Annotated in this window: 19 protein-coding genes; 15 read left to right on the top strand and 4 right to left on the bottom strand. The window is 34.3% G+C overall.

Going from position 1 to position 23,927, the window contains the following annotated elements:
- The first annotated feature begins 117 nt into the window (after positions 1-117).
- From ACFPTQ_RS00515 to ACFPTQ_RS00485, 7 genes are all read left to right on the top strand, one after another.
- The gene (locus ACFPTQ_RS00515; RefSeq protein ID WP_379772519.1) at positions 118-450 is read left to right on the top strand and encodes a hypothetical protein; all 333 of its coding nucleotides are present in this window, start codon (positions 118-120) and stop codon (positions 448-450) included.
- Positions 451-596: 146 nt separating this feature from the next.
- Positions 597-1,004: a heavy-metal-associated domain-containing protein gene (locus tag ACFPTQ_RS00510; RefSeq protein WP_379772516.1), complete on the top strand. Its 408-nt coding sequence runs from the start codon at positions 597-599 to the stop codon at positions 1,002-1,004.
- A gap of 50 nt (positions 1,005-1,054) precedes the next feature.
- Positions 1,055-1,750 carry a DUF3347 domain-containing protein gene (locus ACFPTQ_RS00505; protein ID WP_379772514.1) on the top strand — a complete coding sequence of 232 codons (696 nt, stop codon included), beginning with the start codon at positions 1,055-1,057 and terminating at the stop codon, positions 1,748-1,750.
- Positions 1,751-1,851: 101 nt separating this feature from the next.
- Positions 1,852-2,412 carry a helix-turn-helix domain-containing protein gene (locus ACFPTQ_RS00500; RefSeq protein WP_379772511.1) on the top strand — a complete coding sequence of 187 codons (561 nt, stop codon included), beginning with the start codon at positions 1,852-1,854 and terminating at the stop codon, positions 2,410-2,412.
- 87 nt (positions 2,413-2,499) lie between these two features.
- Positions 2,500-5,040 (top strand): heavy metal translocating P-type ATPase, encoded by a 2,541-nt coding sequence (locus ACFPTQ_RS00495; RefSeq protein WP_379772509.1) that lies wholly within the window; start codon positions 2,500-2,502, stop codon positions 5,038-5,040.
- 5 nt (positions 5,041-5,045) lie between these two features.
- On the top strand, positions 5,046-7,544 hold the full coding sequence (locus ACFPTQ_RS00490) for a multicopper oxidase domain-containing protein (RefSeq protein ID WP_379772506.1): 2,499 nt from the start codon (positions 5,046-5,048) through the stop codon (positions 7,542-7,544).
- Between the two features lie 36 nt (positions 7,545-7,580).
- Positions 7,581-8,387, top strand: coding sequence for an MOSC domain-containing protein (locus ACFPTQ_RS00485; protein ID WP_379772504.1), 807 nt, complete (start codon positions 7,581-7,583; stop codon positions 8,385-8,387).
- 22 nt (positions 8,388-8,409) lie between these two features.
- On the opposite strand, the gene ACFPTQ_RS00480 is transcribed toward ACFPTQ_RS00485, so the two are convergent.
- Both ACFPTQ_RS00480 and ACFPTQ_RS00475 read right to left on the bottom strand, forming a co-directional pair.
- Complete coding sequence (locus tag ACFPTQ_RS00480) at positions 8,410-8,811, bottom strand: response regulator (protein WP_379772501.1); 402 nt, start codon at positions 8,809-8,811, stop codon at positions 8,410-8,412.
- Positions 8,798-11,947 (bottom strand): PAS domain S-box protein, encoded by a 3,150-nt coding sequence (locus ACFPTQ_RS00475; protein ID WP_379772498.1) that lies wholly within the window; start codon positions 11,945-11,947, stop codon positions 8,798-8,800. Before ACFPTQ_RS00475 ends, ACFPTQ_RS00480 begins: the two co-directional genes overlap by 14 nt.
- Positions 11,948-12,391: 444 nt before the next feature.
- Between ACFPTQ_RS00475 and ACFPTQ_RS00470 the strand changes: the two genes are divergently transcribed.
- The 7 genes from ACFPTQ_RS00470 (at position 12,392) to ACFPTQ_RS00440 (ending at position 18,722) form a co-directional block, all read left to right on the top strand.
- Positions 12,392-13,717, top strand: a complete 1,326-nt coding sequence (locus tag ACFPTQ_RS00470) for a trigger factor (RefSeq protein WP_379772496.1) — start codon at positions 12,392-12,394, stop codon at positions 13,715-13,717.
- 201 nt (positions 13,718-13,918) lie between these two features.
- Complete coding sequence (gene clpP, locus ACFPTQ_RS00465; protein ID WP_278034852.1) at positions 13,919-14,596, top strand: ATP-dependent Clp endopeptidase proteolytic subunit ClpP; 678 nt, start codon at positions 13,919-13,921, stop codon at positions 14,594-14,596.
- A gap of 75 nt (positions 14,597-14,671) precedes the next feature.
- Positions 14,672-15,904 (top strand): ATP-dependent Clp protease ATP-binding subunit ClpX, encoded by a 1,233-nt coding sequence (gene clpX / locus ACFPTQ_RS00460; RefSeq protein WP_379772492.1) that lies wholly within the window; start codon positions 14,672-14,674, stop codon positions 15,902-15,904.
- 153 nt (positions 15,905-16,057) lie between these two features.
- Entirely contained in the window at positions 16,058-17,296 is a 1,239-nt protein-coding gene (gene serB, locus ACFPTQ_RS00455) for a phosphoserine phosphatase SerB (RefSeq protein ID WP_379772489.1), read from the top strand.
- 112 nt (positions 17,297-17,408) lie between these two features.
- Positions 17,409-17,822, top strand: coding sequence for an SRPBCC domain-containing protein (locus ACFPTQ_RS00450; protein ID WP_379772487.1), 414 nt, complete (start codon positions 17,409-17,411; stop codon positions 17,820-17,822).
- Between the two features lie 10 nt (positions 17,823-17,832).
- On the top strand, positions 17,833-18,240 hold the full coding sequence (locus ACFPTQ_RS00445) for a VOC family protein (RefSeq protein ID WP_379772484.1): 408 nt from the start codon (positions 17,833-17,835) through the stop codon (positions 18,238-18,240).
- 47 nt (positions 18,241-18,287) lie between these two features.
- Entirely contained in the window at positions 18,288-18,722 is a 435-nt protein-coding gene (locus tag ACFPTQ_RS00440) for a VOC family protein (protein ID WP_379772481.1), read from the top strand.
- Between the two features lie 56 nt (positions 18,723-18,778).
- Here the strand turns inward: ACFPTQ_RS00440 and ACFPTQ_RS00435 are convergent, their stop codons facing one another.
- Entirely contained in the window at positions 18,779-20,305 is a 1,527-nt protein-coding gene (locus ACFPTQ_RS00435; RefSeq protein WP_379772478.1) for a GH3 auxin-responsive promoter family protein, read from the bottom strand.
- A gap of 99 nt (positions 20,306-20,404) precedes the next feature.
- Between ACFPTQ_RS00435 and ACFPTQ_RS00430 the strand changes: the two genes are divergently transcribed.
- On the top strand, positions 20,405-21,199 hold the full coding sequence (locus ACFPTQ_RS00430; protein WP_379772475.1) for a DUF2797 domain-containing protein: 795 nt from the start codon (positions 20,405-20,407) through the stop codon (positions 21,197-21,199).
- Positions 21,200-21,253: 54 nt separating this feature from the next.
- On the opposite strand, the gene ACFPTQ_RS00425 is transcribed toward ACFPTQ_RS00430, so the two are convergent.
- Complete coding sequence (locus ACFPTQ_RS00425) at positions 21,254-23,914, bottom strand: AsmA-like C-terminal region-containing protein (RefSeq protein ID WP_379772473.1); 2,661 nt, start codon at positions 23,912-23,914, stop codon at positions 21,254-21,256.
- Between the last annotated feature and the right edge of the window lie 13 nt (positions 23,915-23,927).

The following is a 23,927-nucleotide window of genomic DNA, read 5'->3' as shown; positions in this document are numbered from 1 at the left end:
CTTTAGAAGTTCTAAATAAATCATAAAAAAGTAATGCTATTCGACATTAAAGGATATATTGTTTAAATTTGTGTATGTAATCGTTTTATGATGAACAAAATCTACTTTATATTGCTAATGTTGCTCGGCTTCTTAATGATGCCAAGCACTACTTATGCTTGTGGATTGGCCTCTAAAGGACATTCTTGTAAGATGGAAATCGCTACAAAATCTAAGAAACACGATTGTTGTAAAAAACAATCAAAATCTTCAAATAAGGGGTGTACAGGTAAATGCGGACAAGCTATGTGTAGCGTTTCTTCTTTAGGCTCTGGAATTTCGGTGTCTGTACAATATGATTTATATAGACCATTATTCAATATTGTAAAAATCAAACAAAATTTTTCGCAAGTATTGTCTGTTCCCTCGGATGGTTATACTAGCTTATGGGTGATTCCAAAAATAGGTTGAACTTTTCTTGATAGCCAAAGGTGTATCAAATTAAAAGCAATTTTTGCTTTCCAAAATTATTTATTTTACCGTTAATCCGATAGTATAATAGGCTTTGAACTATTGTTACTCGGTTGACATTTTCACAATTTTAAAAAAATACAATCATGAAATCATTAAACAAAATAATGATCGCAGCAGTACTAGTATTGTTGTCATCAGTGAGTCTAAAAGCACAAATTAAAAATGAAAAAACAGCAGAAGTAAAAATTTCTGGTAACTGTGGGATGTGCAAGAAAAATATAGAAAAAGCAGCGAATGTAAACAAAGAATCAGCTGTAGTATGGGATACCAAAACTAAAATAGCCAAAATTAGTTATGATTCGACGAAAACAAATCAAGATGCTATTTTAAAACGTATTGCAAATGCAGGATATGATAGCGAAAAGTTTAAAGCAACTGAGGAGCAATACAATAAGCTAAGTAAATGTTGTCAATACGACAGAGAAGCTGCAACAAGTACAGAGACTGATAAATCTGAAAAAAAAGAAAACCACGAAGAGCATAAACACTAATGCAGTAGCATTGTTTATATAAGATAATTAGTTGAATTTAAATCAATAAGATGAAAAAAATAATCCTTTCCACATTCGTATTAGCATTGGTAATGCTTAGTTGTAATTCGAAAAATAAAGAAGTAAAAGCGTCAGAAGGGCAAGAAGTTGCAAATACTGAGTCTCAATATAGTTGTCCGATGCATCCAGAAATCACAGGAAAAGCAGGAGATGTGTGTAGTGAATGCGGTATGGAACTTGAAGCAAAATCAACAGAAATTGTTGAAGATACCAAAGTAGATATTCCAGAAGTTACTGAGGCAGTAAAATCGACTGTTTCTACTGAAGCTATTGTTAATGGTTATTTGAAAGTTAAAAATGCTTTGGCAAATGATAATTCGGAAGAGGCTGCAACAGCTGCCAATGATTTCATTAAAGCCGTTTCTGCTACTAATACTTCTAAAATCGATTCCAAATTATTGGCTAAATTTAGCAGTAGTACTGATGACGCAAAAAAACAAGCTGAATTAATCGCTAAAAACAAGAGTGATATCGATCAACAAAGAGCCTACTTTGCAGCTTTAAGTAAAGATATATCGACTTTGATAGCTAATTTTGGCACAACGAAACATTTGTACCAAGATTATTGTCCAATGTATAACGAAGGAAAAAGCGGATATTGGATTAGTGAGATGAAAGAAATTAAAAATCCTTATTTTGGTTCCGAAATGCTGGAATGTGGAGGGATGATTAAAGAAATCAAATAATTTCACGTAATTATTCATTGGCTTATGAAACTATTAAAATCCTAACTCATTTTAAGTTAGGATTTTTTTGTTCAAAAATGCTAGTTAAATCCTTTTTTTAAATGAAAATTTACATTAAGAATATGGTTTGCGCTCGTTGCGAAATGGCAGTGAGAACTCTTTTTGATGAAATTAAAATTTCGGTACTTTCTATTAAATTAGGCGAAGTCGAACTTTCTAAAACTTTGGAGGATATTGAAAAAAAACAATTGTCGGAAAAACTGAAAGCTCTAGGTTTTGAATTATTAGACGATAAAATAAGTAAGACTATTGAGCGAATTAAAAATCGTATTATCGATTTAGTTCATCATCAAAATGAACAGCCTAAAATTAATTTGTCAAGTTATCTTTCGGATGATTTAAACCAAGATTATAGTGCTTTGAGTAATTTATTTTCTGAGACAGAAGGCATCACTATTGAACATTATTTTATTGCTCAAAAAATAGAAAGAGTCAAAGAATTGTTGATTTATAACGAACTTAGTTTGAGCGAAATTGCGTTTCAATTAAACTATAGTAGTGTTGCTCATTTGAGTAATCAATTTAAAAAGACAACGGGTATCACACCTACTCAGTTCAAACAGTTGAAAGAAAAAAAGAGAAAACAAATTGACGATTTATAAATAATGTAAATCTTTTCCATGATTGTGCAACTGTTAAGGCATACGAGATTCGGAAATTTGTATAAGTACTTTTTAATAATAATAACGATGAAACATACTTATAAAATATCAGGAATGTCATGTGACGGTTGCAGAACCAAAGTGGAGAAAACCTTGAATACTATTTCAGGGATTGAAGCTCAGGTAACTTTGCTTCCTCCTCAGGCAACCATAACGATGGAGAAACATGTACCTACGAATGAATTGCAAAAAGCTTTATCAGCTGTTGGGAAATATACCATAGAAATGGAAACTACATCTACAAAGGATTCGGTTCATGAAGAAGTGGTAGCAAAAAAAACTTGTTGTAGTGTCGCTCACGCCTATAACCATGAACAGAAAAGCAATCCTAAAATTGTAGCAGGTAAATATTATTGCCCTATGTTTTGCGAAGGCGATAAGATGTACGACAAAGCTGGAGATTGCCCTGTATGCGGAATGGATTTAGTAAAAGCACCCGAATTAGAAATAACTAAAGTCCAATATACTTGCCCGATGCATCCAGAAGTGGTTCAAAACGAACCAGGTTCTTGTCCTATTTGCGGAATGGATTTGGTGCCAATGAAGCCAGTAGAAAACGAAGAAAATAAAAGTTATTTAGACTTGGTTCATAAAATGAAAATAGCGGTACTTTTTACAGTTCCTATTTTCATTATTTCGATGTCGGAGATGATTCCACACAATCCTTTGATGCATTTATTGGATATGAAAATATGGAATTGGGTTCAGTTTGGATTATCAATTCCTGTAGTCTTTTATGCTACTTGGATGTTTTTTAAACGTGCTTGGAAATCGTTGGTAACCTGGAATCTCAATATGTTTACACTTATAGGTATTGGTGCTGGTGTTGCATTTTTATTTAGTTTGGTTGGCTTGTTTTTTCCCGATGTATTTCCAGCAGAATTCAAAACCGCCGAAGGAACGGTTCATTTGTATTTTGAGGCGACTACCGTTATTTTAACTTTGGTATTACTGGGGCAATTGTTGGAAGCTAGGGCACACAGTAGGACTAGTGGAGCGATAAAAGAGTTGCTAAAATTAGCACCCACTGAAGCAGTTTTAGTTGAAAATGGTATTGAAAAAATAATTGCCATTGACGCGATTAAAAAAGGTGATTTGTTACGAGTGAAACCAGGGGATAAAATTCCGGTTGATGGAAAAATAATCGAAGGAGAAAGTACCATTGACGAGTCTATGATTACGGGTGAGCCTATTCCAGTAGATAAAAAGAAAGAGGATGCTGTTGTTGCAGGAACAATTAACGGGAACAAAAGTTTTTTGATGATGGCCGAAAAGGTAGGTGCCGAAACCTTGCTTTCGCAAATTGTACAAATGGTTAATGATGCTAGTCGATCTAGAGCGCCAATTCAAAAATTAGCCGATACTATTTCCAAATATTTTGTGCCCATTGTAGTTGTGGTAGCAATACTAACATTTTTTGCTTGGGTACAATGGGGGCCTGCCGAAAATGCGTTGGTGTATGGATTCATCAATGCTGTAGCGGTCTTGATTATTGCCTGTCCATGTGCTTTAGGTTTAGCTACGCCCATGTCAGTAATGGTGGGAGTGGGAAAAGGGGCTCAATTGGGTGTTTTGATTAAAAATGCCGAAGCCTTGGAAAACATGAATAAGGTTAATGTTTTGATTACCGATAAAACAGGTACGCTTACAGAGGGGAAGCCTTCGGTTGAAAAAATTGTAGCTTCAAATGGACAAGAGGAGGAATTGTTACAAAACATTGCTTCTGTCAATCAATACAGTGAGCATCCTTTGGCGCAGGCCGTAGTCCAATTTGCGAAAGCGAAAAAAATTACTCTTTTAAATACCGAAAATTTTGAAGCAATTACCGGTAAAGGAGTGGTAGGAATTGTAGCAGCGAAACAAGTCGCTTTAGGGAATGCTAAACTTATAGATCAAATTAATGCGTCTATTTCTCCTGAAATGGAAAAACAAGTAATTGCTGAGCAAAAATTGGGAAAAACGGTTTCTTATATTGCAATTGATCAAAAGGTTTTGGGATTTGTGACCATTAAAGACGCTATAAAAATCAATAGCGCCTCGGCAGTTAAAGAATTGATGCGAAAAGGAGTCGAAGTAATAATGCTTACTGGAGACAACCATAATACAGCTCAGGCAGTGGCAGACGAATTGCAATTAAGTTCGTTTCAGGCTGGGTGCTTGCCGGAAGATAAATTGAAAGTAATTAAAAAATTACAATCCGAAGGGAAGATTGTTGCAATGGCTGGTGATGGAATTAATGATGCGCCTGCTTTGGCTCAATCGGATGTAGGAATTGCTATGGGAACCGGAACGGATGTGGCCATAGAAAGTGCCAAGATTACTTTGGTTAAAGGCGATTTGCAAGGTATAGTAAAAGCAAAAGAATTAAGTCACGCGGTGATGAAAAATATTCATCAGAATTTGTTTTTTGCCTTTTTCTATAATGTAATCGGAATTCCAGTTGCAGCGGGAGTTTTATATCCTGTTTTCGGAATTTTATTATCACCTATGATTGCTGCTTTAGCAATGAGTTTGAGTTCGGTTTCCGTAATTTCTAATGCCCTAAGATTACGAACATTTAAAATTTAAAAATGATGAAAAAAATACTATTCTTATTGTGCTTTTTGACTTTATCAGTAATGGTAAAAGCGCAGGATAAAAAGGCTACACAAGATTTTTATTATACTTGTGTGATGCATCCAGAAATCCATGAAGCCAAACCTGGTAAATGCCCAAAATGCGGCATGAATTTGACAAAAGCAAAAGAGAAAAAAACAAAAAAAGAAGTAATTAAAAAAACAACTTCGGTAGTGCCAATTCCTAAAAAACCTGCCGTAGTTGTTCCAAAGACAGCAGTTGTAACTCCTAAAGAGCCAGTAATAGAAATGGTTCCTTTTGTTAAAGAAGAAGTAAAAGAAGTGCTGCCGGAATTGCCAAAGACTATTTCGAAAAAGGTTCGTTATGATTTGTATGTTCGTGATACCCTAGTTACAATTGGTGATAAACCCAAACGTGCTATTGCGGTAAACGGCCAAATTCCTATGCCAACATTAACATTTACCGAAGGTGATACTGCCGAAATTTATGTTCATAATAAATTAAAAGAAAGTACCTCTTTGCACTGGCATGGTTTATTTGTCCCAAACAAAGAAGACGGAGTTCCTTTTTTAACTCAGATGCCAATTGAACCAGGTACAACTCATAAATATAGTTTTCCAATTATTCAAAACGGAACACATTGGTACCACAGCCATTCAGGAATGCAGGAGCAAATAGGGATGTATGGGGCTATGATTTTGAAGAAGAAACCCGAAGATCCAACATTTAGAAAAGGAATAGACGATATTCCACAAGTGCCTATAATTTTAAGCGAATGGACGAATTATAATCCGAATAATGTGCATCGAATGTTGCATAATGCTTCGGATTGGTTTGCTATAAAAAAAGGGACAACTCAAAGTTATGCCGAAGCAATCAAACAAGGACATTTTAAAACCAAATTGACTAACGAATGGAAACGCATGTTAGCCATGGATGTAAGTGATGTGTATTATGATAAATTTCTAATTAATGGACAAAACGAAAGTCAGTTGTCGCAATTTAAAGCAGGAGAAAAGGTGCGATTACGAATTTCTAATGCAGGCGCTTCCTCTTATTTTTGGTTGACTTATGCAGGCGGTAAAATGACTGTTGTGGCTAATGATGGTAACGATGTCGAACCCGTTGAAGTTGACCGACTAATCATAGGTGTTTCTGAAACCTATGATGTGATTGTCACTATTCCTGAAAAAAATACTTCGTATGCCTTTTTGGCTACACCAGAAGATAGGACCAAATCGACTTCGATTTATATTGGTGAAGGAACCCGAAAAGAAGCTACGCCTATGCCTAAACTGAAGTATTTTGAAGGCATGAAAATGATGAACGAAATGATGAATATGGACGGAACTATGGATGATATGGGGATGAATATGAGCTTTCAGCAAATGGATATGAATTCAGTAATGTATCCGGAATTATCAGCTGCTTCGTCGCATAAAGATCATGCAGGACATAGTATGAATTCTAAAAGTGCAAAATTGGTTACATTGAATTATTCGATGTTAAAATCACCCACAAAAACTACACTTCCAGCCGATGCACCGGTACGCGAATTAAAATTTGAATTAACCGGAAACATGAATCGTTATGTATGGAGTATGGACAATAAGGTGCTTTCGGAAACGGATAAAATCTTGATTAAAAAAGGAGAAATTGTTCGTATTACTTTGTATAACAATTCGATGATGCGTCATCCCATGCATTTGCACGGTCATGATTTTAGAGTGTTGAATGGTCAAGGGGATTATTCGCCATTAAAAAATGTGCTGGACATCATGCCTATGGAGACCGATGTGATAGAATTTGCTGCTAATACAGATGGGGATTGGTTTTTTCATTGTCATATTTTGTATCATATGATGGCAGGGATGAATCGTGTTTTGAGTTATGAAAATTCGCCGGAAAATCCACTTTTGCCTAATAAAGAAGCTGCTTATAAGAAATTACAAGCCGAAAGTAATAGTTTTCATTTCATGGCCGAAAATGATTTTGCAACTAATGGGAATGATGGTATGGCAATGTTGCAAAATACCAGATGGAGTTTTGGAACAGAATGGAGACTAGGATATATGAATCATCATGGTTATGAATCTGAAACGCACATTGGGAGGTACATAGGAAGAAATCAATGGTTGATGCCTTTTATAGGTTTTGATGCCCGATATAGAAAATTAGTGCATGGTGAAATGGAAAAAAACCTCTTTGGTCAAACGAATACTAAGGATAAAAGATTGCAAGTAAGTTTAGGGCTTAGTTATACTTTACCTTTGCTAGTAATCGCTCAAGCTGAGGTGTATCATGATGGGAATCTTCGTTTTCAATTAATGCGTGAGGATATACCCTTATCAAAACGATTGCGAATGGCTTTTATGGTCAACACCGATAAAGAATATATGGCAGGATTAAAATACATCATTGCTAAAAATTTGGGGCTAACCACACATTATGATAGTGATATGGGAATTGGTTTTGGTTTGAATTTGAATTACTAAAGTCATTGTTTGTATTTTTGATAAAAAATTAGGACCATGTTACAACTTTCAGAAATTTGGATTTATCCCGTAAAATCTTTGGCTGGGATTCGATTAGAAAAATCTAGAGTTACTCAAAGAGGTTTAGAATACGACCGAAGATGGATGTTAGTGGATGAAAAGGGTGTTTTTGTCACTCAAAGAAAATACCCTCAACTAGTGTTGTTTCAGCCTAAAATTGATGGGGATTTTATGCAAATTTCTCATAAAGATGCAACTAAAGGGAGTGTGTCTTTTTCGCTTTCGCAAAAGAATGAAAAACAACCAATAGAGGTACAGGTTTGGGAAGATAGTGTGAGCGCTATTGAGGTTAGTGAGCAGGTTTCGTTTTGGTTCTCGGAAATTCTTGGGTTTAATGTTAGATTAGTGTTTATGCCTGATGAGAGTCTGCGTAAAGTAGATCCAGATTATGCTGTGGCCCCTGATGATATTACTTCTTTTTCGGATGGTTTTCCGTTTTTAATTATTGGTCAGGCATCATTAGATGATTTGAATACGAGGTTGCAGGAAAAAGTGGGAATGGAGCGTTTCCGACCCAATTTTGTGTTTTCGGGAGGGGAAGCTTATGAGGAAGAACAATGGAAAGAATTCCGTATTGGGAATCTTGTATTTCATGGAGTAAAGCCTTGCGGACGTTGTATAATGACTACTGTAGATGCACAAAGGGGTAATTTTTCAGGTAAAGACCCCCTTTCTACCTTATCAACCTATAGAAAAAAAGGAAATAAGGTACTCTTTGGTCAAAATGTTATTGCAAAACAACAAGGTGAGGTAAAAGTTTCGGAGCGTATTCGGCTGTGGTAAAAGAGTTAACGAAATTCTTGGCTTATTCTCGGGTAATTTCATCCAGAATTGTTTTGATTTCTTTAAGTGTTATTGGTTTTACTAGATAATTATCATTTAAATTGTATGTTTCGGCTCTTTTTTTATCGTCCTCACTATTTGAACTGGTTAGTATATAAACAATAATTTTAGTCTTAATTGGAATTTTAGTGAATTCGTCTAAAAATTGCCATCCATCCCAAATGGGCATATTTAAATCCAGTAAGATAATTTCTGGCAGTGTTTCACTGTTTAGAAAAATAGCTTTTAATTTATCATAGGCTTCTTTACCATTTTTGTAGACCATAATGTTTTCTACAAGTCCGGACATTTCAACCATTTTTTTAGTAATAAACAAATGTGTAGGATCGTCTTCTATAATGCACAAAAGATCAAATTTTTTCATTTTCTAGATATATCTTAAATGTTGTACCAATATTAACTTCGCTTTCTACTTCAATTTTACCATTCATGGATTCAATTTGGTTTTTGGTAATAAATAAACCTATTCCTCTAGAGTCGCTATGGTTGTGAAAGGTTTTATACATTCCAAAAAGCTTATCTCCATGTTTTCGTAAATCAATACCTAAGCCATTATCCGTAAATTTTAGGATGACATGGTTGTTGGTTTTTTCGGTTTCAATTTTCAAATAACTCTCTCTTTCTTTTGAACTGTATTTGATAGCATTAGTAATAAAATTCATTACGATACTATCTAAATAAGCAGGGATACCTTTTACAGGAGTGTTATTTTCAACTTCGTTTATTATTGTAATTTTTTCCTTTTTGGCTTGAGCTACTAAACTACTAATATTATTTTCAATAACTGTTTTTAAATCAATAAGTTCTAATTTTTCTTTTGTAGATAAATTAATTTGAACAACATCCGTTAAATGTTTGATAGTTTCAGAAAGATTAACCGATGATTTTTTTAGATAATCAAAAAATTCGCTTTGGCTAAATTCAGTAAAATTACTTTCTATTAATTCAATTAGTGTGCTAATTCCACCAGAATGAGAACGTAAGTTATGCGAAACGATATAAGCAAAGTTTTTTAATCTTTCATTTTGTGATTCAGCAATTGCAAGTAAAGCTAGTGTTTCTTTTTCTACTTGCTTCATTTGGGTAATATCGGTTGCAATTCCTAAAAAACCTGTAATAGTGTCTTTTTGTTTAATTGCTGTAACCGAAAGTAGAACAGGAAATGCAGTCCCATCTTTTCTTATGTAAGTCCATTCACGTGTTTCGGCTTTTCCTTTTTTTGCTCGATGAACGAAAACATCAAATCCAGTAATTTTTTCACCAGTTTCTTCCCAGTGTTTTTGGGCTACATTTTCTACTTCATCTGCAACATGAATAAGTTGAGGTGTCTCTTTATGAATTAATTCATCGGCTTTATAGCTTAACATTTGTTCTGCTCCTTCGTTGAAAGTCGTTATGATACCGTTGATGTCAGTACCTATAATTGCTACTTGAGTGCTAGCATCCATTAAAGCTTGGTTGTAAGCTATGGTTTTTGCTAGCTGAATTTCGAATGTTTTTTGAGCGGTTATATCTACTATTTGAGAAATGAAATATAAGATGTTACTATAGGAATCTTTTACCATTGAAACTCCAAGAATGATATATACAATATCTCCTTTTTTGTTAAAATATCGTTTTTCCATAGTATAGCCATCACGTTTGCCTAAAATCAATTCTTCTAGTAAACTTAAATCAGTTTCTAAATCTTCGGGATGTGTGATGTCTTGAAAAGTAAGAGCTTTTAGTTCCTCTTCTGTATAACCTAAAATTTCACAAAGTTTTTTATTTACTTTAAGCCATTTTCCTTTTTCATCTAGTAAAGCCATTCCAATAGCAGCTTGCTCAAAGTTGCCTCTAAAGGCTTCTTCGTTGATGCGTAGCTTTTCTTCTTTTATTTTTCGCTCTGTTATGTCTTTATGAGTTCCGTACATCATGAGAGGTTTTCCATCTTCAGTCCAACTGAAAACTTTTCCTCTATCATGAACCCAAACCCAACTACCGTCTTTATGTTTCATGCGGGCTTCTAGTTCATAAAATTCGGCTTTTCCTTCAAAACATAAATTTAATCTTCGTCCTGATTCTTCTAAATCCTCAGGGTGTGCCAATTTTATCCATGTGTCGATATTGATAGGTGCTAATTCTTCCAGTGTGTAACCCACAATTTCAGCCCATCGTTCATTAAATACGGTTTCGCCAGTTTGAACATTCCATTCCCATGTCCCTACATTAGTTCCTTCTAAAACGGCTTTGTAACGGAAACGATCGTCTACAATTTCTTGAATAGGACGGCCTTCAGGAACAATAAATTTTACTTTATTGTATTCATCAAAAACAGGTCGCATACTAAAAAGAATTGTCATTGGGATATGATTTGCAATCCAAATGCTTACTTCATATGATATTTCTTCTCCTTGTAGCGCTTTTTTGAAATTTTCTTTTAATTCGTTTTGAGTTTCTTTAGAAATCTGCCACCAATAACAATCCCAAAATAGCTTTCCAATCACATCCTTTGATTGTATTCCGGCCGTTTTAATAGCGGTGTCATTAGCCTCAATTAAAACGCCATTTTTGTCTAAAAGTCCAATAAATGAAAAAGTAGAGTTAAAGATACCTTGGTATTTTTGTTCCGATTCTTTTTTCTTGGTGATATCTTGGAAAGTACCAAAAACTTTTATTGTTTTTCCGTTTTCTACTAATGCTTTACCTGAAGAGCGAACCCACTTCAGATTATTGTTTGCTGTGATAAAACGACATTGAACGTCAAAATCTTCTTGGGTGTTAATCGTTTTCTCTAATGCATTTATGATAATTTGTCTGTCTTCAGGATGATAAAACTCAATAGCTGTTTTCTTGTCAAATGTGAAATCGTTTGGTACTTCATGAATGTGGTAAACTTCATCGGTCCAAAAAATATCTCCGCTAATTACATCCAGTTTCCAAGCGCCAATATTGTTTATTCTCTGGCTTTCATTGAATAAAAGGTTTATTTTATTCAATTCCTCATTTTGTTCTTTTAACAATAGGGATTTTTTTCTAAGCTCAAGAAGTTTAATTACTTGATTCGCTAGTAATTTTAGGTAATCTATTTTTTTGTCAGAGATTTTTTTAGGTTTATCGTCTATTACACACAGCGTTCCTAAGGGATAACCATTATCATTAACTAGAGGAATTCCAGCATAGAATATTACCCTAGGATGCCCGGTTACCAATGGATTGTCATAAAAACGCTCATCCTTTGTGCTGTCTTCAATTATAAAAACGTCCTCTGGTTCATTAATTGCATGAGCACAAAAAGCTAATTCTTTAGGTGTTTCCCTTTCTTTTATACCATGATGTGATAAAAACCATTGCTTGTCCTCAGTCACCAGACTTATTAATGAAATTTTGGTACCACAAATTTCGGCAGCCATTTTTGTTAAAAAGTCGTAATCGTCATGTTCTAATGCCCCAATTATTTTATAAGAATGTAGTTCATTAAGTCTTTCTTTTTCATTTTTCGGGATGTATGGTATTTTCATCTTGGTTAATTGTTTTTTGGATAAAGGGTTGCATTGATTGGTATTTCAACGCCTTTTCAGGACTAAAATTATAAATATTGCTGTGTAAATGCAAGAAATATTTTCAAAATAAGTGTACAAATGTTAAAACGGTTTCAAGTGTTTAAAAAGGTATGATTGTTGATTAAAGGCGCTGTTTTGTTTTTTTTCTGATTAGAAATGAGTTGGTATTTCCATACTATTTGTTACGGATTATTTTGGTTTTTTGAAATTTGAAAATATTTTGATTACCGTTGAAATAAAAATTAGTTTTTGAATTGATTTCGAAACAAAACCAGATATTCTAATTTTGAAGCTTAAAGTCCTTGAAATTCAATCCCAAAGCTTAGGGAAAAAAAGCTTGGATGACGACTAAAAAATTTATAATTTTGCCGTCCAATTTTATTACGTAAATTAAAGAAGAAGATGGATATTAAAAGAGTAGCGATAGATGCTGTAAACGAAACCATTGTAATGACTGTGGTTCACATGGATTACAAAGGGCAAGTAGCTAAAAGAATCAACGAAAAAATGCCATTGGCACAAGTTAAAGGTTTTAGAAAAGGACAAGTACCTAAAGACTTAGTTGAAAAACAATATGGTAAAGCAATCAAGAAAGAAGAAGTTAAAAAGGTAGTTGATTTAGCTCTTGAGCGTTACATTCAATCAGAAAGATTGAATCTTTTAGGAACTCCACTTCTTAAAGCAAATGAAAATTTAGATTGGGATGCTGAAGAATTAGTATTCGAATATGAAATTGGTTTAGTGCCAAACTTCGAATTAGATTTAGATGCTAAAAATGATATCGTAAAATATGTGGTTACTGCTGACGATAAGTTAATCGATGGACAAGTAGAGCGTATTCAAAAACAATTTGGTAACGCAATTCCACAAGACGCTGTAGTTGAAGGTGCTGATTTAAAAGGAATTTTTTCTAACGAAGCAGAAGGAATTGGTAATACAACTACTATTTCATTATCAGTTTTCAAAGACAAAGCGACTGCTGATAAATTCATCGGTAAAAAAGTTGGTGATGTGGTAACTGTAAACACTCAAGGTTTATTTGAAGATGATCACCAATTAATGGATTATTTAAAAGTAAGTCATGATGTGGTTCATACTTTAGCTGTTGATGTTGACTTTACAATCGAAGCTATCACTGTTTCTGAACCGGCTGAATTAAATCAAGAGTTGTTCGATAAATTATTCGGAGAAGGAAAAGTAGCTTCTTTAGATGAGTTGAAAGCGAAAATCAAAGAAGATGCTGAGTCTCAATTTGCGCAACAAGCGGACCAAAAATTATTAGGAGATGTAACCGAGTTTTTAATCGAAAACACAAAATTCGATTTGCCTGCTGAATTCTTGAAAAAATGGTTGCAAACCGTAGGAGAGAAAAAAATGACTGCTGAAGAAGCTGAAGTTGAGTACGCTCGTTCTGAAAAAGGATTGCGTTTCCAATTAATCGAAGGAAAAGCTTTGGCTCAAAACGATATCAAAATTACTTTTGAAGATTTAAAAGCATTTACAGCTAAAAATATCAGAATCCAAATGGCGCAATTTGGTCAAACAAATCCAACTGATGAAGAAGTAGATGGAATTGTAGCTAGAGTTTTATCAAACCAAGATGAGGTGAAAAGACTTTCTGATCAAGTAGTTGCAGAAAAATTATTGGAATTGTTCAAAGAGAAAGCAAATCCAACAACTAAAGAAGTGACTTACGAAGAATTTATTGCTGCTTCTTACGGAGAATAAATAATTTCTTGAATAGCTGTAGGCATTAGCCAATAGTTAAAAAAATAGTTATATTTGAGCGTCAGAAGTTTCTTTTGACGCTCTTTTGTTTTAAGAAGTTTAAGAGCGAAAACAAGACAGAATGGCATTGTTTACAAAGAGGTATAACCTTTGTTAAGTACAATAAAACTGGGTATAACATTAAACTTAGAAAAAATTAATATGAACTACGGTAAGGAATTTAAAAAGTTTGCTACAAAGCACCAAGGAGTAAATGCTATGTATTACGATAAAATCGTAAATGCAATGACACCAACAAACATGACTCCTTATATTATTGAAGAACGCCAATTAAATATTTCGCAATTAGACGTTTTCTCTCGTTTGATGATGGATAGAATTATCTTTTTAGGAACAGGGATTGACGACCAAATTGCAAATATTGTTCAAGCACAATTATTATTCTTAGAAAGTGCGGATGCTTCTAAGGATATCCAAATTTATTTAAATTCTCCTGGTGGAAGTGTCTATGCTGGTTTAGGGATTTATGACACGATGCAATACATTAGACCTGATGTAGCAACTATTTGTACAGGAATGGCAGCTTCTATGGGAGCGGTATTATTATGTGCTGGAGCAGCAGGTAAACGTTCGGCTTTGCCGCATTCAAGAGTAATGATTCACCAGCCTTCAGGAGGTGCTCAAGGAGTTGCTTCGGATATGGAAATCAACTTACGTGAAATGTTGAAATTGAAAGATGAGTTGTATCGTATTATCTCTCATCATTCAGGACAAACATTTGATAAAGTATATGCAGATAGCGAGCGTGATTACTGGATGATTGCTGAAGAAGCAAAACAGTACGGAATGATTGATGAAGTTTTAATTAGAGAAAAATAAAAAAGTTAGAGGTTAGAAGTTAGAGGTACGAATAGAAACTTCTGACTTCTAACTTCTGACTTCTAACTTAAAAAGATGGCAAAAGTAGTATTAGAGTGTTCGTTTTGTGGAAGAAAAAAACCAGAAACCAATTTATTGATTGCTGGTATTAATGCGCATATTTGCGATAGATGTATCGAACAGGCTCACGGAATTGTTCTGGAAGAATTGAAATCAAGCGGAAGTTCAAAATTAGTTGGTGATTTGATTTTGCAAAAGCCAAAAGAAATTAGAGCTTTCTTAGATCAATATGTGATAGGACAAGATCAAACCAAGAAAGTAATGTCGGTGGCGGTGTATAATCACTATAAGCGTTTAATGCAACAACAATTAGACGATGAGGTTGAGATTGAAAAAAGTAACATCATCATGGTGGGACAAACAGGTACAGGAAAAACATTGGTAGCAAAAACTATTGCAAAAATGTTAGATGTTCCGTTGGCTATAGTTGATGCTACAGTGCTTACCGAAGCGGGTTATGTAGGGGAAGATGTAGAAACTATTTTGACACGTCTTTTACAAGCAGCTGATTATGATGTAGCAAAAGCCGAACGTGGAATCGTTTTTATTGACGAAATTGATAAAATTGCTCGTAAGAGTGATAATCCATCCATTACGCGTGATGTATCGGGTGAAGGAGTGCAACAGGCTTTGTTGAAATTATTAGAAGGAACTGTGGTGAATGTTCCGCCTAAAGGAGGTCGTAAACACCCGGATCAAAAATTTGTAGAAGTAAATACCCAAAATATCTTGTTTATTGCAGGTGGTGCTTTTGATGGTATCGAAAGAATTATTTCGAAACGATTGAACCGTCAGGCTGTGGGGTATTCAACTTCAAAAAATGAAGATAATATCGACAAAGAAAATCTGTTGCAATACATTATTCCAAAAGACATTAAAGATTTTGGGTTGATTCCTGAAATCATAGGTCGTTTGCCGGTTTTAACGCACATGGATCCATTAGATAGAGCCACTTTGCGTTCTATTTTAACACAACCTAAAAACGCCTTAATCAAGCAATATGAAAAGTTGTTTTTAATGGATGAAGTTGAGTTTTCGATTACAGATGAAGCCTTGGATTTTATTGTGGATAAGGCATTGGAATACAAATTAGGAGCTCGTGGATTGCGTTCGCTTTGTGAGGCTATTTTAACCGATGCGATGTACGAATTACCAAGTTCTGAGGATAAAATTTTGGAAATCGACGTAGATTACGCCAAAGAAACCTTGAACAAAAATTTATTGAAGCGTCTAGAAATTGCTTCTTAGAAAAATAATATTCATTTCATTTTTAAAACCTGTTCTTTAGTTTGAACAGGTTTTTTTATATGGACAAATTATTAACGCAAAAAACACAAAATCTCCTTTTTTTTAAGCAATATATTGTCGATTTTTGTCGCTTCTAAATCAATATAGATAAAAATGGCAGTTGAAGATAAAGAGATAATTTTATTAAAAGTTTCAGGTCAAGATAAACCAGGGGTAACTGCTGGTTTAACATCAGTATTGGCAACCTATAATGCCGTTATATTAGATATTGGTCAAGCCGATATACACGATACGCTGTCTTTAGGAATTTTATTCGAAATTGAAGCAGGTTCTTCTTCGGGGCCAGTTTTAAAAGACCTGTTGTTTAAAGCCTATGAATTAGGAATTAAAGTGAAATTTATTCCTATTAGTATCTATGATTATGAAAATTGGGTAAAAGCACAATCCAAACAACGTTATATAATCAATATTTTAGGAGAGACATTAGAAGCGGCTCAATTGGCTGCCGTTACTAAAATCATGTCGGATCAAAATTTAAATATTGATTCCATTAAAAGATTAACAGGAAGAACTTCTATTGTAGAAGAAGAAGTGTATCCTCGTTCCTGTGTGCAATTATCAGTTTCTGGTGAAATAGATGATAAGACGGCGATGACAGCAAGTTTTATGGAAATATCCAGAACATTGGATGTAGATATTTCTTTCCAGGAAGATAATATTTACAGAAGAAACCGTCGTTTAGTATGTTTTGATATGGATTCTACTTTGATTCAAACCGAGGTAATTGACGAATTGGCCGAATTGGCAGGTGTGGGAGAGCAGGTAAGAGCCATCACAGAATCGGCTATGAATGGTGAGATTGATTTTAGCGAAAGCTTCAAAAAGCGTATGGCTTTGTTAGAAGGTTTAAGCGAAGATGTGTTGCATAATGTGGCTATCAATTTGCCAATTACCAAAGGTGCGCACCGATTAATGAAAGCTTTGAAATACTACGGGTATAAAACGGCTATTTTATCGGGAGGTTTTACCTATTTTGGACATTATTTACAAAAAGAATTAGGAATTGATTATGTATACGCTAATCAATTGGAAATTAAAGATGGAAAATTAACCGGAAACTATTTAGGGGAAATTGTTGATGGTCAAAAGAAAGCGGAATATTTAAGAGCAATTGCCGAAAAAGAAGGAATTCATATCAATCAAACTATTGCTGTGGGTGATGGTGCTAACGATTTACCAATGATTAACCTCGCAGGATTAGGAATAGCATTTCATGCCAAACCTAAGGTAAAAGAAAGTGCAGCGACTTCAATTTCGAGTTTAGGTCTTGATGGTGTTTTGTATTTGTTAGGTTATCACGACCGCCATATTGATATGATGGATAATATCTAAATAGTTATTTTAAAGTAAGTTATAAACCTTAGTTCTTCTTTTTGAACTAAGGTTTTTTTATTTTGTTTCGTTTAAAATTGTATTTTTATAAAGCGAATCTTAATAAAAGGTAATGATGATTATAGTTCAAACAAAAATTCAGGCTCCTATAGCTATAATATGGGATTTGTGGACAAAGCCAGAGCACATTATTCAATGGAATGCGGCTTCGGAAGATTGGCATACACCCTATGCAGAAAATGATTTGAAAGTTGGCGGAAAATTTAAATCAACGATGGCTTCAAAAGACGGTACCATGAGTTTTGATTTTGTGGGGACATATGATGTTATTTTGGATAAAAAATTGATTGCGTATACCATAGAAGATGGTAGAAGTGTGATGATCGTTTTTGATGAATTGGAAGATGGTTTTGAAGTTAGAGAGTATTTTGAACCAGAATCTGTGCATCCAGAGGAATTACAATATCAAGGCTGGCTGTCTATTTTGGAAAACTTTAAGCGATATGTTGAAAATAATCGGAGCTAAATGAGTAACCATGATAAAACAGATATGGCTTAATCTTCCAGTAAAAGATATACAAAAAGCGAAGCAATTTTATTCTCAAATTGGTTTTGCATTTGATGAAGAACACGATACTGAATTTTCAACCTGTATGTTAGCAGGTACGAATAATTTTGTAATCATGCTTTTTGAAGAATCTATGTTTACAGATTTTATAAAAAATCCAATTATTGATGCTAGTAAGGGTTCGGAAGTATTATTGTCTGTCGATGTGGAAAGTTGGGAAGAAGTAGATGCTATGGCATATAAAGTGGAAGAGGCAGGTGGTGTGATTTTTTCGGAGCCAACGTTAAGTCAGGCTTGGATGTATGGTTTTGGTTTTGTTGATATCGATGGTCACCGTTGGAGTGTTTTGCATATGGACTATAGCAAATTGTCTTAATTCGATTATATCGCGAAATAATATTTGATAAAAAAAATTAAAAAATTATGGCAACAATCAATCCTTATTTGGTTTTTAATGGTAATTGTGAAGAAGTATTTTTGTTCTATAAATCCGTTTTTGGTGGAGAATTTCCCTATATCGGAAAATTTAGTGATATGCCATCGGATACTAATTCTCCAAAATTATCTGAAGAAGATGCCAATAGAATCATGCATGTTTGTTTGCCTATTGGCGAAACAATGTTAATGGGAAGTGATAGTAATTCGGCAAGTGGTGATGTGGTTTTTGGAGGAAATATGTCTATTTCAATTAATGTAGAAAGTAAAGCAGAAGCCGATCGAATCTTTAATGGATTGTCAGCAGGTGGAAATGCTTTTATGCCGATGGCGGATACTTTTTGGGGAGCTTATTTTGGAATGTTTACCGATAAGTTTGGTGTTAACTGGATGGTTAATTTTGATGAAAATCCCAATCAATAATCTATTGATGTTAAAAATAAAAACCTTAGCTCTTTAACTAAGGTTTTTTTATGATGCTAAGCAATTATTTTTCCTTGCATACTTTTCAACTGTTCTAAATAATCTCTTTCATTTGACAATCTCGGAATTTTGTGTTGACCACCAAGTTTGTTATTGTCTTTGAGCCAATCGTAAAATAAGTTTTCTCGGGCCACATTGATCACCAAAGGATTTAGTGTCATGTTGTTGTAACGTTTGGCTTCGTAATCGGAATTTAAGGTTTGCAAGGTTTCGTCTAAGGCTTTTTGGAAAACAGCCATGTCGACAGGTTTTTTCTTAAATTCAATCATCCATTCGTGTGCGCCTTTTTCTTTATCTTTCATGAAAATTGGTGCTATCGTATAATCAACTATTTCGGCATGAGTTAGACCACAAGCTTTGGCCAAGGCCTGATCCGTATTTTCAACCATTAATTCTTCACCAAAAACATTAATATGATGTTTAGTTCTTCCGGTAACCCTGATTCTAAAGGGTTTTAATGAGGTAAAACGAACGGTATCTCCCACTAAATAACGAAACAAACCTGAATTTGTAGTGATAACTACTGCATAGTTTTTGTTTAATTCGACATCAGCCAGACGGATTACTTTTTGATTCAAAGTGCCAAAAGTATCCATTGGAATAAATTCATAAAAAATGCCATAATCTAGCATTAGCAATAAATCACTCGAATTATTGATATCCTGTATGGCAAAAAAGCCTTCGGAAGCATTGTATATTTCGTAATATTTAAATTCTTTTTTAGGGAGTAAACGTTGGTATTGTTCACGGTAAGGATTGAAACTTACCCCTCCATGAAAATAGACTTCTAGATTTGGCCAAATTTCTAATAAATTTCCTCGGCCCGTTTCTTCGAGCATTTTGTTCATCAAAACCAACATCCAAGAAGGAACTCCGGCAAAACTGGTTACATTTTCTCTTTTGGTTTCGTTAATTATTGCTTTCATTTTGGTTTCCCATTCGCTCATTAACGAGGTTTTGTTGCTGGGTGTACTACTAAATTCAGCCCAAATAGGCATGTTTTCGATTAAAATAGCCGATAAGTCGCCAAAGTAGCTATTGTTGTCTTCGTAAATTTGGGAACTTCCTCCTAATCGTAAACTCTTACCCGTAAAAAGTTCCGAATTTTCATTATTGTTCAAGTACAAACACAATAAATCCTTGCTTCCTTTGTAATGGCAATCTTCAAGAGCTTCGTAACTTACCGGGATAAATTTGCTTTTAGCATTGGTGGTTCCGCTAGATTTAGCAAACCATTTGATTGGCGATTCCCAAAAAACATTTTGTTCGCCTTGTCGTGTTCTTTCTATTAAGGGTTGTAAATCCTCGTAAGTAGAAATAGGAATTCTTTCGGCAAAAGTCGCATAGGAATTTATCGTAGCATAATCATATTTTTTGCCAAGTTCGGTGTTTTTAGCGGCAGCAATTAAATTCATAAGTAACTCTTCCTGAACCTCATTAGGGTATTTAAGGAAAAGTTCTATCTGATGGATTCGCTGTTTTAAAACCCAAGAGGCAAATGAATTAATGAGCTGTGTTGGCATTTTTTAAAAAAATAGAGTTATGAAAATTACCCTAGGAGTAATAACTTTACCAAAAATAGCAAAATTTACGAAATAGCAAACTTTTAAAATTCAAACATAATGCAATACGAAGGCGTACTCTCAAAGATGGAAACCGAATACGGAAACCCCATTCAATATTATCTGGTTTTTGAAAATAGTTTTTTGAATGTGAACCAACTTCTGGATAAAAACATCGAAATTAATTTTGTGGGTTACCAATGTTTGAATTGCAACAAAAAGAAGAAAATATTCCGTCAGGGATTTTGTTACGAATGTTTTTATTCTAGTGCAGCGGTGGGCGATTGGATTATGAAACCCGAATTGAGTACGGCGCATTTAGGCATTGAAGACCGTGACCTGGCTTATGAGCAAAAAGTGCAACTCCAACCCCATATTGTGTATTTGGCTCTCTCTAGCGAAATAAAAGTGGGCGTAACCCGTAAAACCCAAGTACCAACCCGATGGATTGATCAAGGTGCCAATGAAGCGATTGCAATTGTGGAAGTTCCGAATCGTTATTTGGCAGGAATTACCGAGGTAGCTTTGAAAGACCATTATGCAGATAAAACCAATTGGCGAAAAATGCTCACTAATGATATTGAAGCAGTCGATTTGGTTGCCGAAAGATTAAAATTAGAAAACTTAATCCCAACTGAAGTTCGTGATTATTTTTATTCAGAGAAAAATGATTTGTACCACATGGATTATCCTGTTTTGCGATATCCTTCTAAAGTAAAGAGTTTGAACTTAGATAAAACACCCACTTTTCAGGGGAAATTAACAGGTATCAAAGGGCAATATTTACTCTTTGAAGACGGAACCGTTTTTAATGTTCGTGGTTCCGAAGGATATGTTGTGAGTATTGCGGTCTAACTTTTTAAATAACAAAAAAGGATGGCTTTAAAAACCATCCTTTTTTGTTGAATATTATTGATTCGTTTTTGTTGTATCCACTACTTTTTTCTTTTTATTAAAAAATCCATTTAATAAATCAGAGGCTTTGGCTTTTACTTCTTCTTTCGCTTTTTGTTGGGCTTCCGCTTTAGTACTTGGTAGTACAGTTTTAGTAGTATCACCCGATTTTTTATTTTTGTTGATGATATCTGTCAGCGTTGATTTGCCTTTGGTTACTAATTTTTCTTTTTGTTGTTTGACCAATTGGTTTGTCAAATTAGTAGCAGCAGTTTTCAAATCGGTTTTGATTGTCGGTTTTGAAAAACTACCTGTCAACAGCGCATTTACGGGGATATTTTCTAGTTTTTGTGCATCGGCATCGGATAATTTTGAAATCAGATTGTTTACTTCAGGGCCTAAATATTTAGCTGGTACATCAAGCTTTATATCGTAGTTCATACTTTGATCAAAACCATGAGTTCCACCTACAGTAGCTTTGATATCTTTGTATTTAATAGTAAAAGGTTTTACACTCACTTTCCCGTTTTGGAATGAAACAGCCGCTTTAAGGTCATTCAAATTGATTTTGTTCAGGTCTAAGAATTTCATATTGGATGTTAACGCTGTAAGCAATGTCGAATTACTTGAATTGATAGTGGTAGACAGAAATTGTCCTAACAAATCCCCTGTAATCGTTTTGAGGTCGGGAGTTAATTCGACAGCATCTAAATTTCCATTCAATTTAATCGTTGAATTAATTTTACCATTGACAATTCCTGCAATTGGAGCTAATTTTTTCAACATATCCAATTGAGTGAACGATTGGGCAATATCCAATTGGTTCAAACCTAAATCCATTTTGAATGTTGGTGTTTTTTCTTTAGTTGAAACGGAACCATTCAGGCCAATGGAACCACCAAAAATGGATGTTTTTACATTACTCATGTTTAGTTTTTCATCTTTTACAACTAATTTACCAGATACATTTTTTAAGGTTAAATTGTCGTAAATTACGGTGTTGGCTTTTGCGGTAAGCGAACAATCTAAGAAAGCTGGGATTTTCATCGCCTCTGTTTTCTTCGTTGTTTTTGGTTGTTCGCTATCTCCTGATGCAGCTTTAGGAGCGGCTTCAGTTGTTACAAAATCATCTACGGCTAATTGATTAGAGGTTAGATTAAAGCTTCCTTGTAGATTTTGATTTCTAAAAATAAAGCCATAAAAATTTTCTAAAACACCAGTCACACTCAAATCACTTTTTCCTGTGGCGGCATTAAATTGTTTTAAAATTACTCGCGACGGATTGAAAGCAATCTCGGTCTTACTAATATTCATCGATTTGCCGTTTTCATCAGTGTATTTAAAGCCTGACAAACTCATAGTTCCTGAGTTTTTTATGTTTTCATATTGACTTTTTTCTACCGATTGCATGTCAAATTTTGTAGTTACATCGGCATTTAATATACCGCTTAAAGGCTTGTCTAATTTAACGGGATAGGCTTTTGTGAAATTACCTAAGTTAATTGTTCCTTTCAGCATCGCATCTACTAATGCATTTTCGGTAATATTTTTAATAGTAGCTTTGGCATTAAAAACATCTTGATCTATGCGAAAAGAGAGTTTGTCTAGGTTGACATAAGTATCGTTTAAGATTCCCGTTTGATTGATAATTTTAGTATCGATAATAATGTTTTGTACCGATTTTGGTAAATCGGGATATTGGAAAGAAGCATTATTCGAGGCGATTTCGATATTGAATTTGGGTACTGTCTTATCCGAATACAATCCTTTGGCAAAACCGGCAACTGTGAAATCTCCTGTAGTTTTTACATTGCTAATATTGGCAGCATAGGCGGCAGGTATTACACCTAAGAAATTTTTAAAAGAGGAAGTAGGCGTTTTAAATTTCAAATCGTACTCCTGACCAGCATCTACTAATTGGATATAACCGTCAAATTCTAAAGGCAATAGATTGATTAAAGCCTTATTTTCTTTAAAAGTATATTTGCTTTTTTCTAAATCAATTCCAAGAACAGCATCTAGAGTCAAAGCAACATTTTTCATGTAATTAACCTTGTCCATATCCAAACTGATTTTGGCTGTTGATTTGGTATTTAAATCTAATTTAGATGCTGCAAAATCTCCGGTTCCTTCATGATTCAGGCTGTCGATAAGCATTTTTATTTTGGAACTTTCGTCAAAATAGCGGAATTGAAAATTTTCAATTTTGTAATTCTGAATGTTTAAGGATAAAGGTTTACTTTTAGTATCATCAGTAGCTTTTTTATCGTCCTTGATAGCAATATCATAATTTCCAACACCGTCTTTGTTGAAAATAATATTAATCAAACCGTCTTTCGAATATATTCCGTCAATATTGATTGGCTCATTTTCTCCTTTAAAAAGTTCTTTGATAGACATTTTTAGGTTTAATTCGCCCAGAGCAACTAAGGTGTCTCCTTCAAAAGGCGCTTTATTGATTATGGCTAATTTTTCAATAGTAACATTAGCGTTAGGGAAATTTTTAAACAAACTTAAATCAGCATCGGCAAAGCTCACTTTTGCATCTACTTTTTCATTGATAGCCTGTGTGATTTTAGCTTTAATTTGATCCTTAAAGAAATAAGGGATGGCAAATAGCGATCCTGCCAAAAGAAGAATCGTAACTCCAAAGATTTTTAGTGCTTTTTGTAACATGGCTTTGGGATTT

The sequence above is a fragment of the Flavobacterium sp. GCM10022190 genome, from assembly GCF_042656445.1.
In the GTDB taxonomy this organism is placed as follows: domain Bacteria; phylum Bacteroidota; class Bacteroidia; order Flavobacteriales; family Flavobacteriaceae; genus Flavobacterium; species Flavobacterium nitratireducens.
This window is presented reverse-complemented; position numbering and strand designations above follow the sequence as displayed.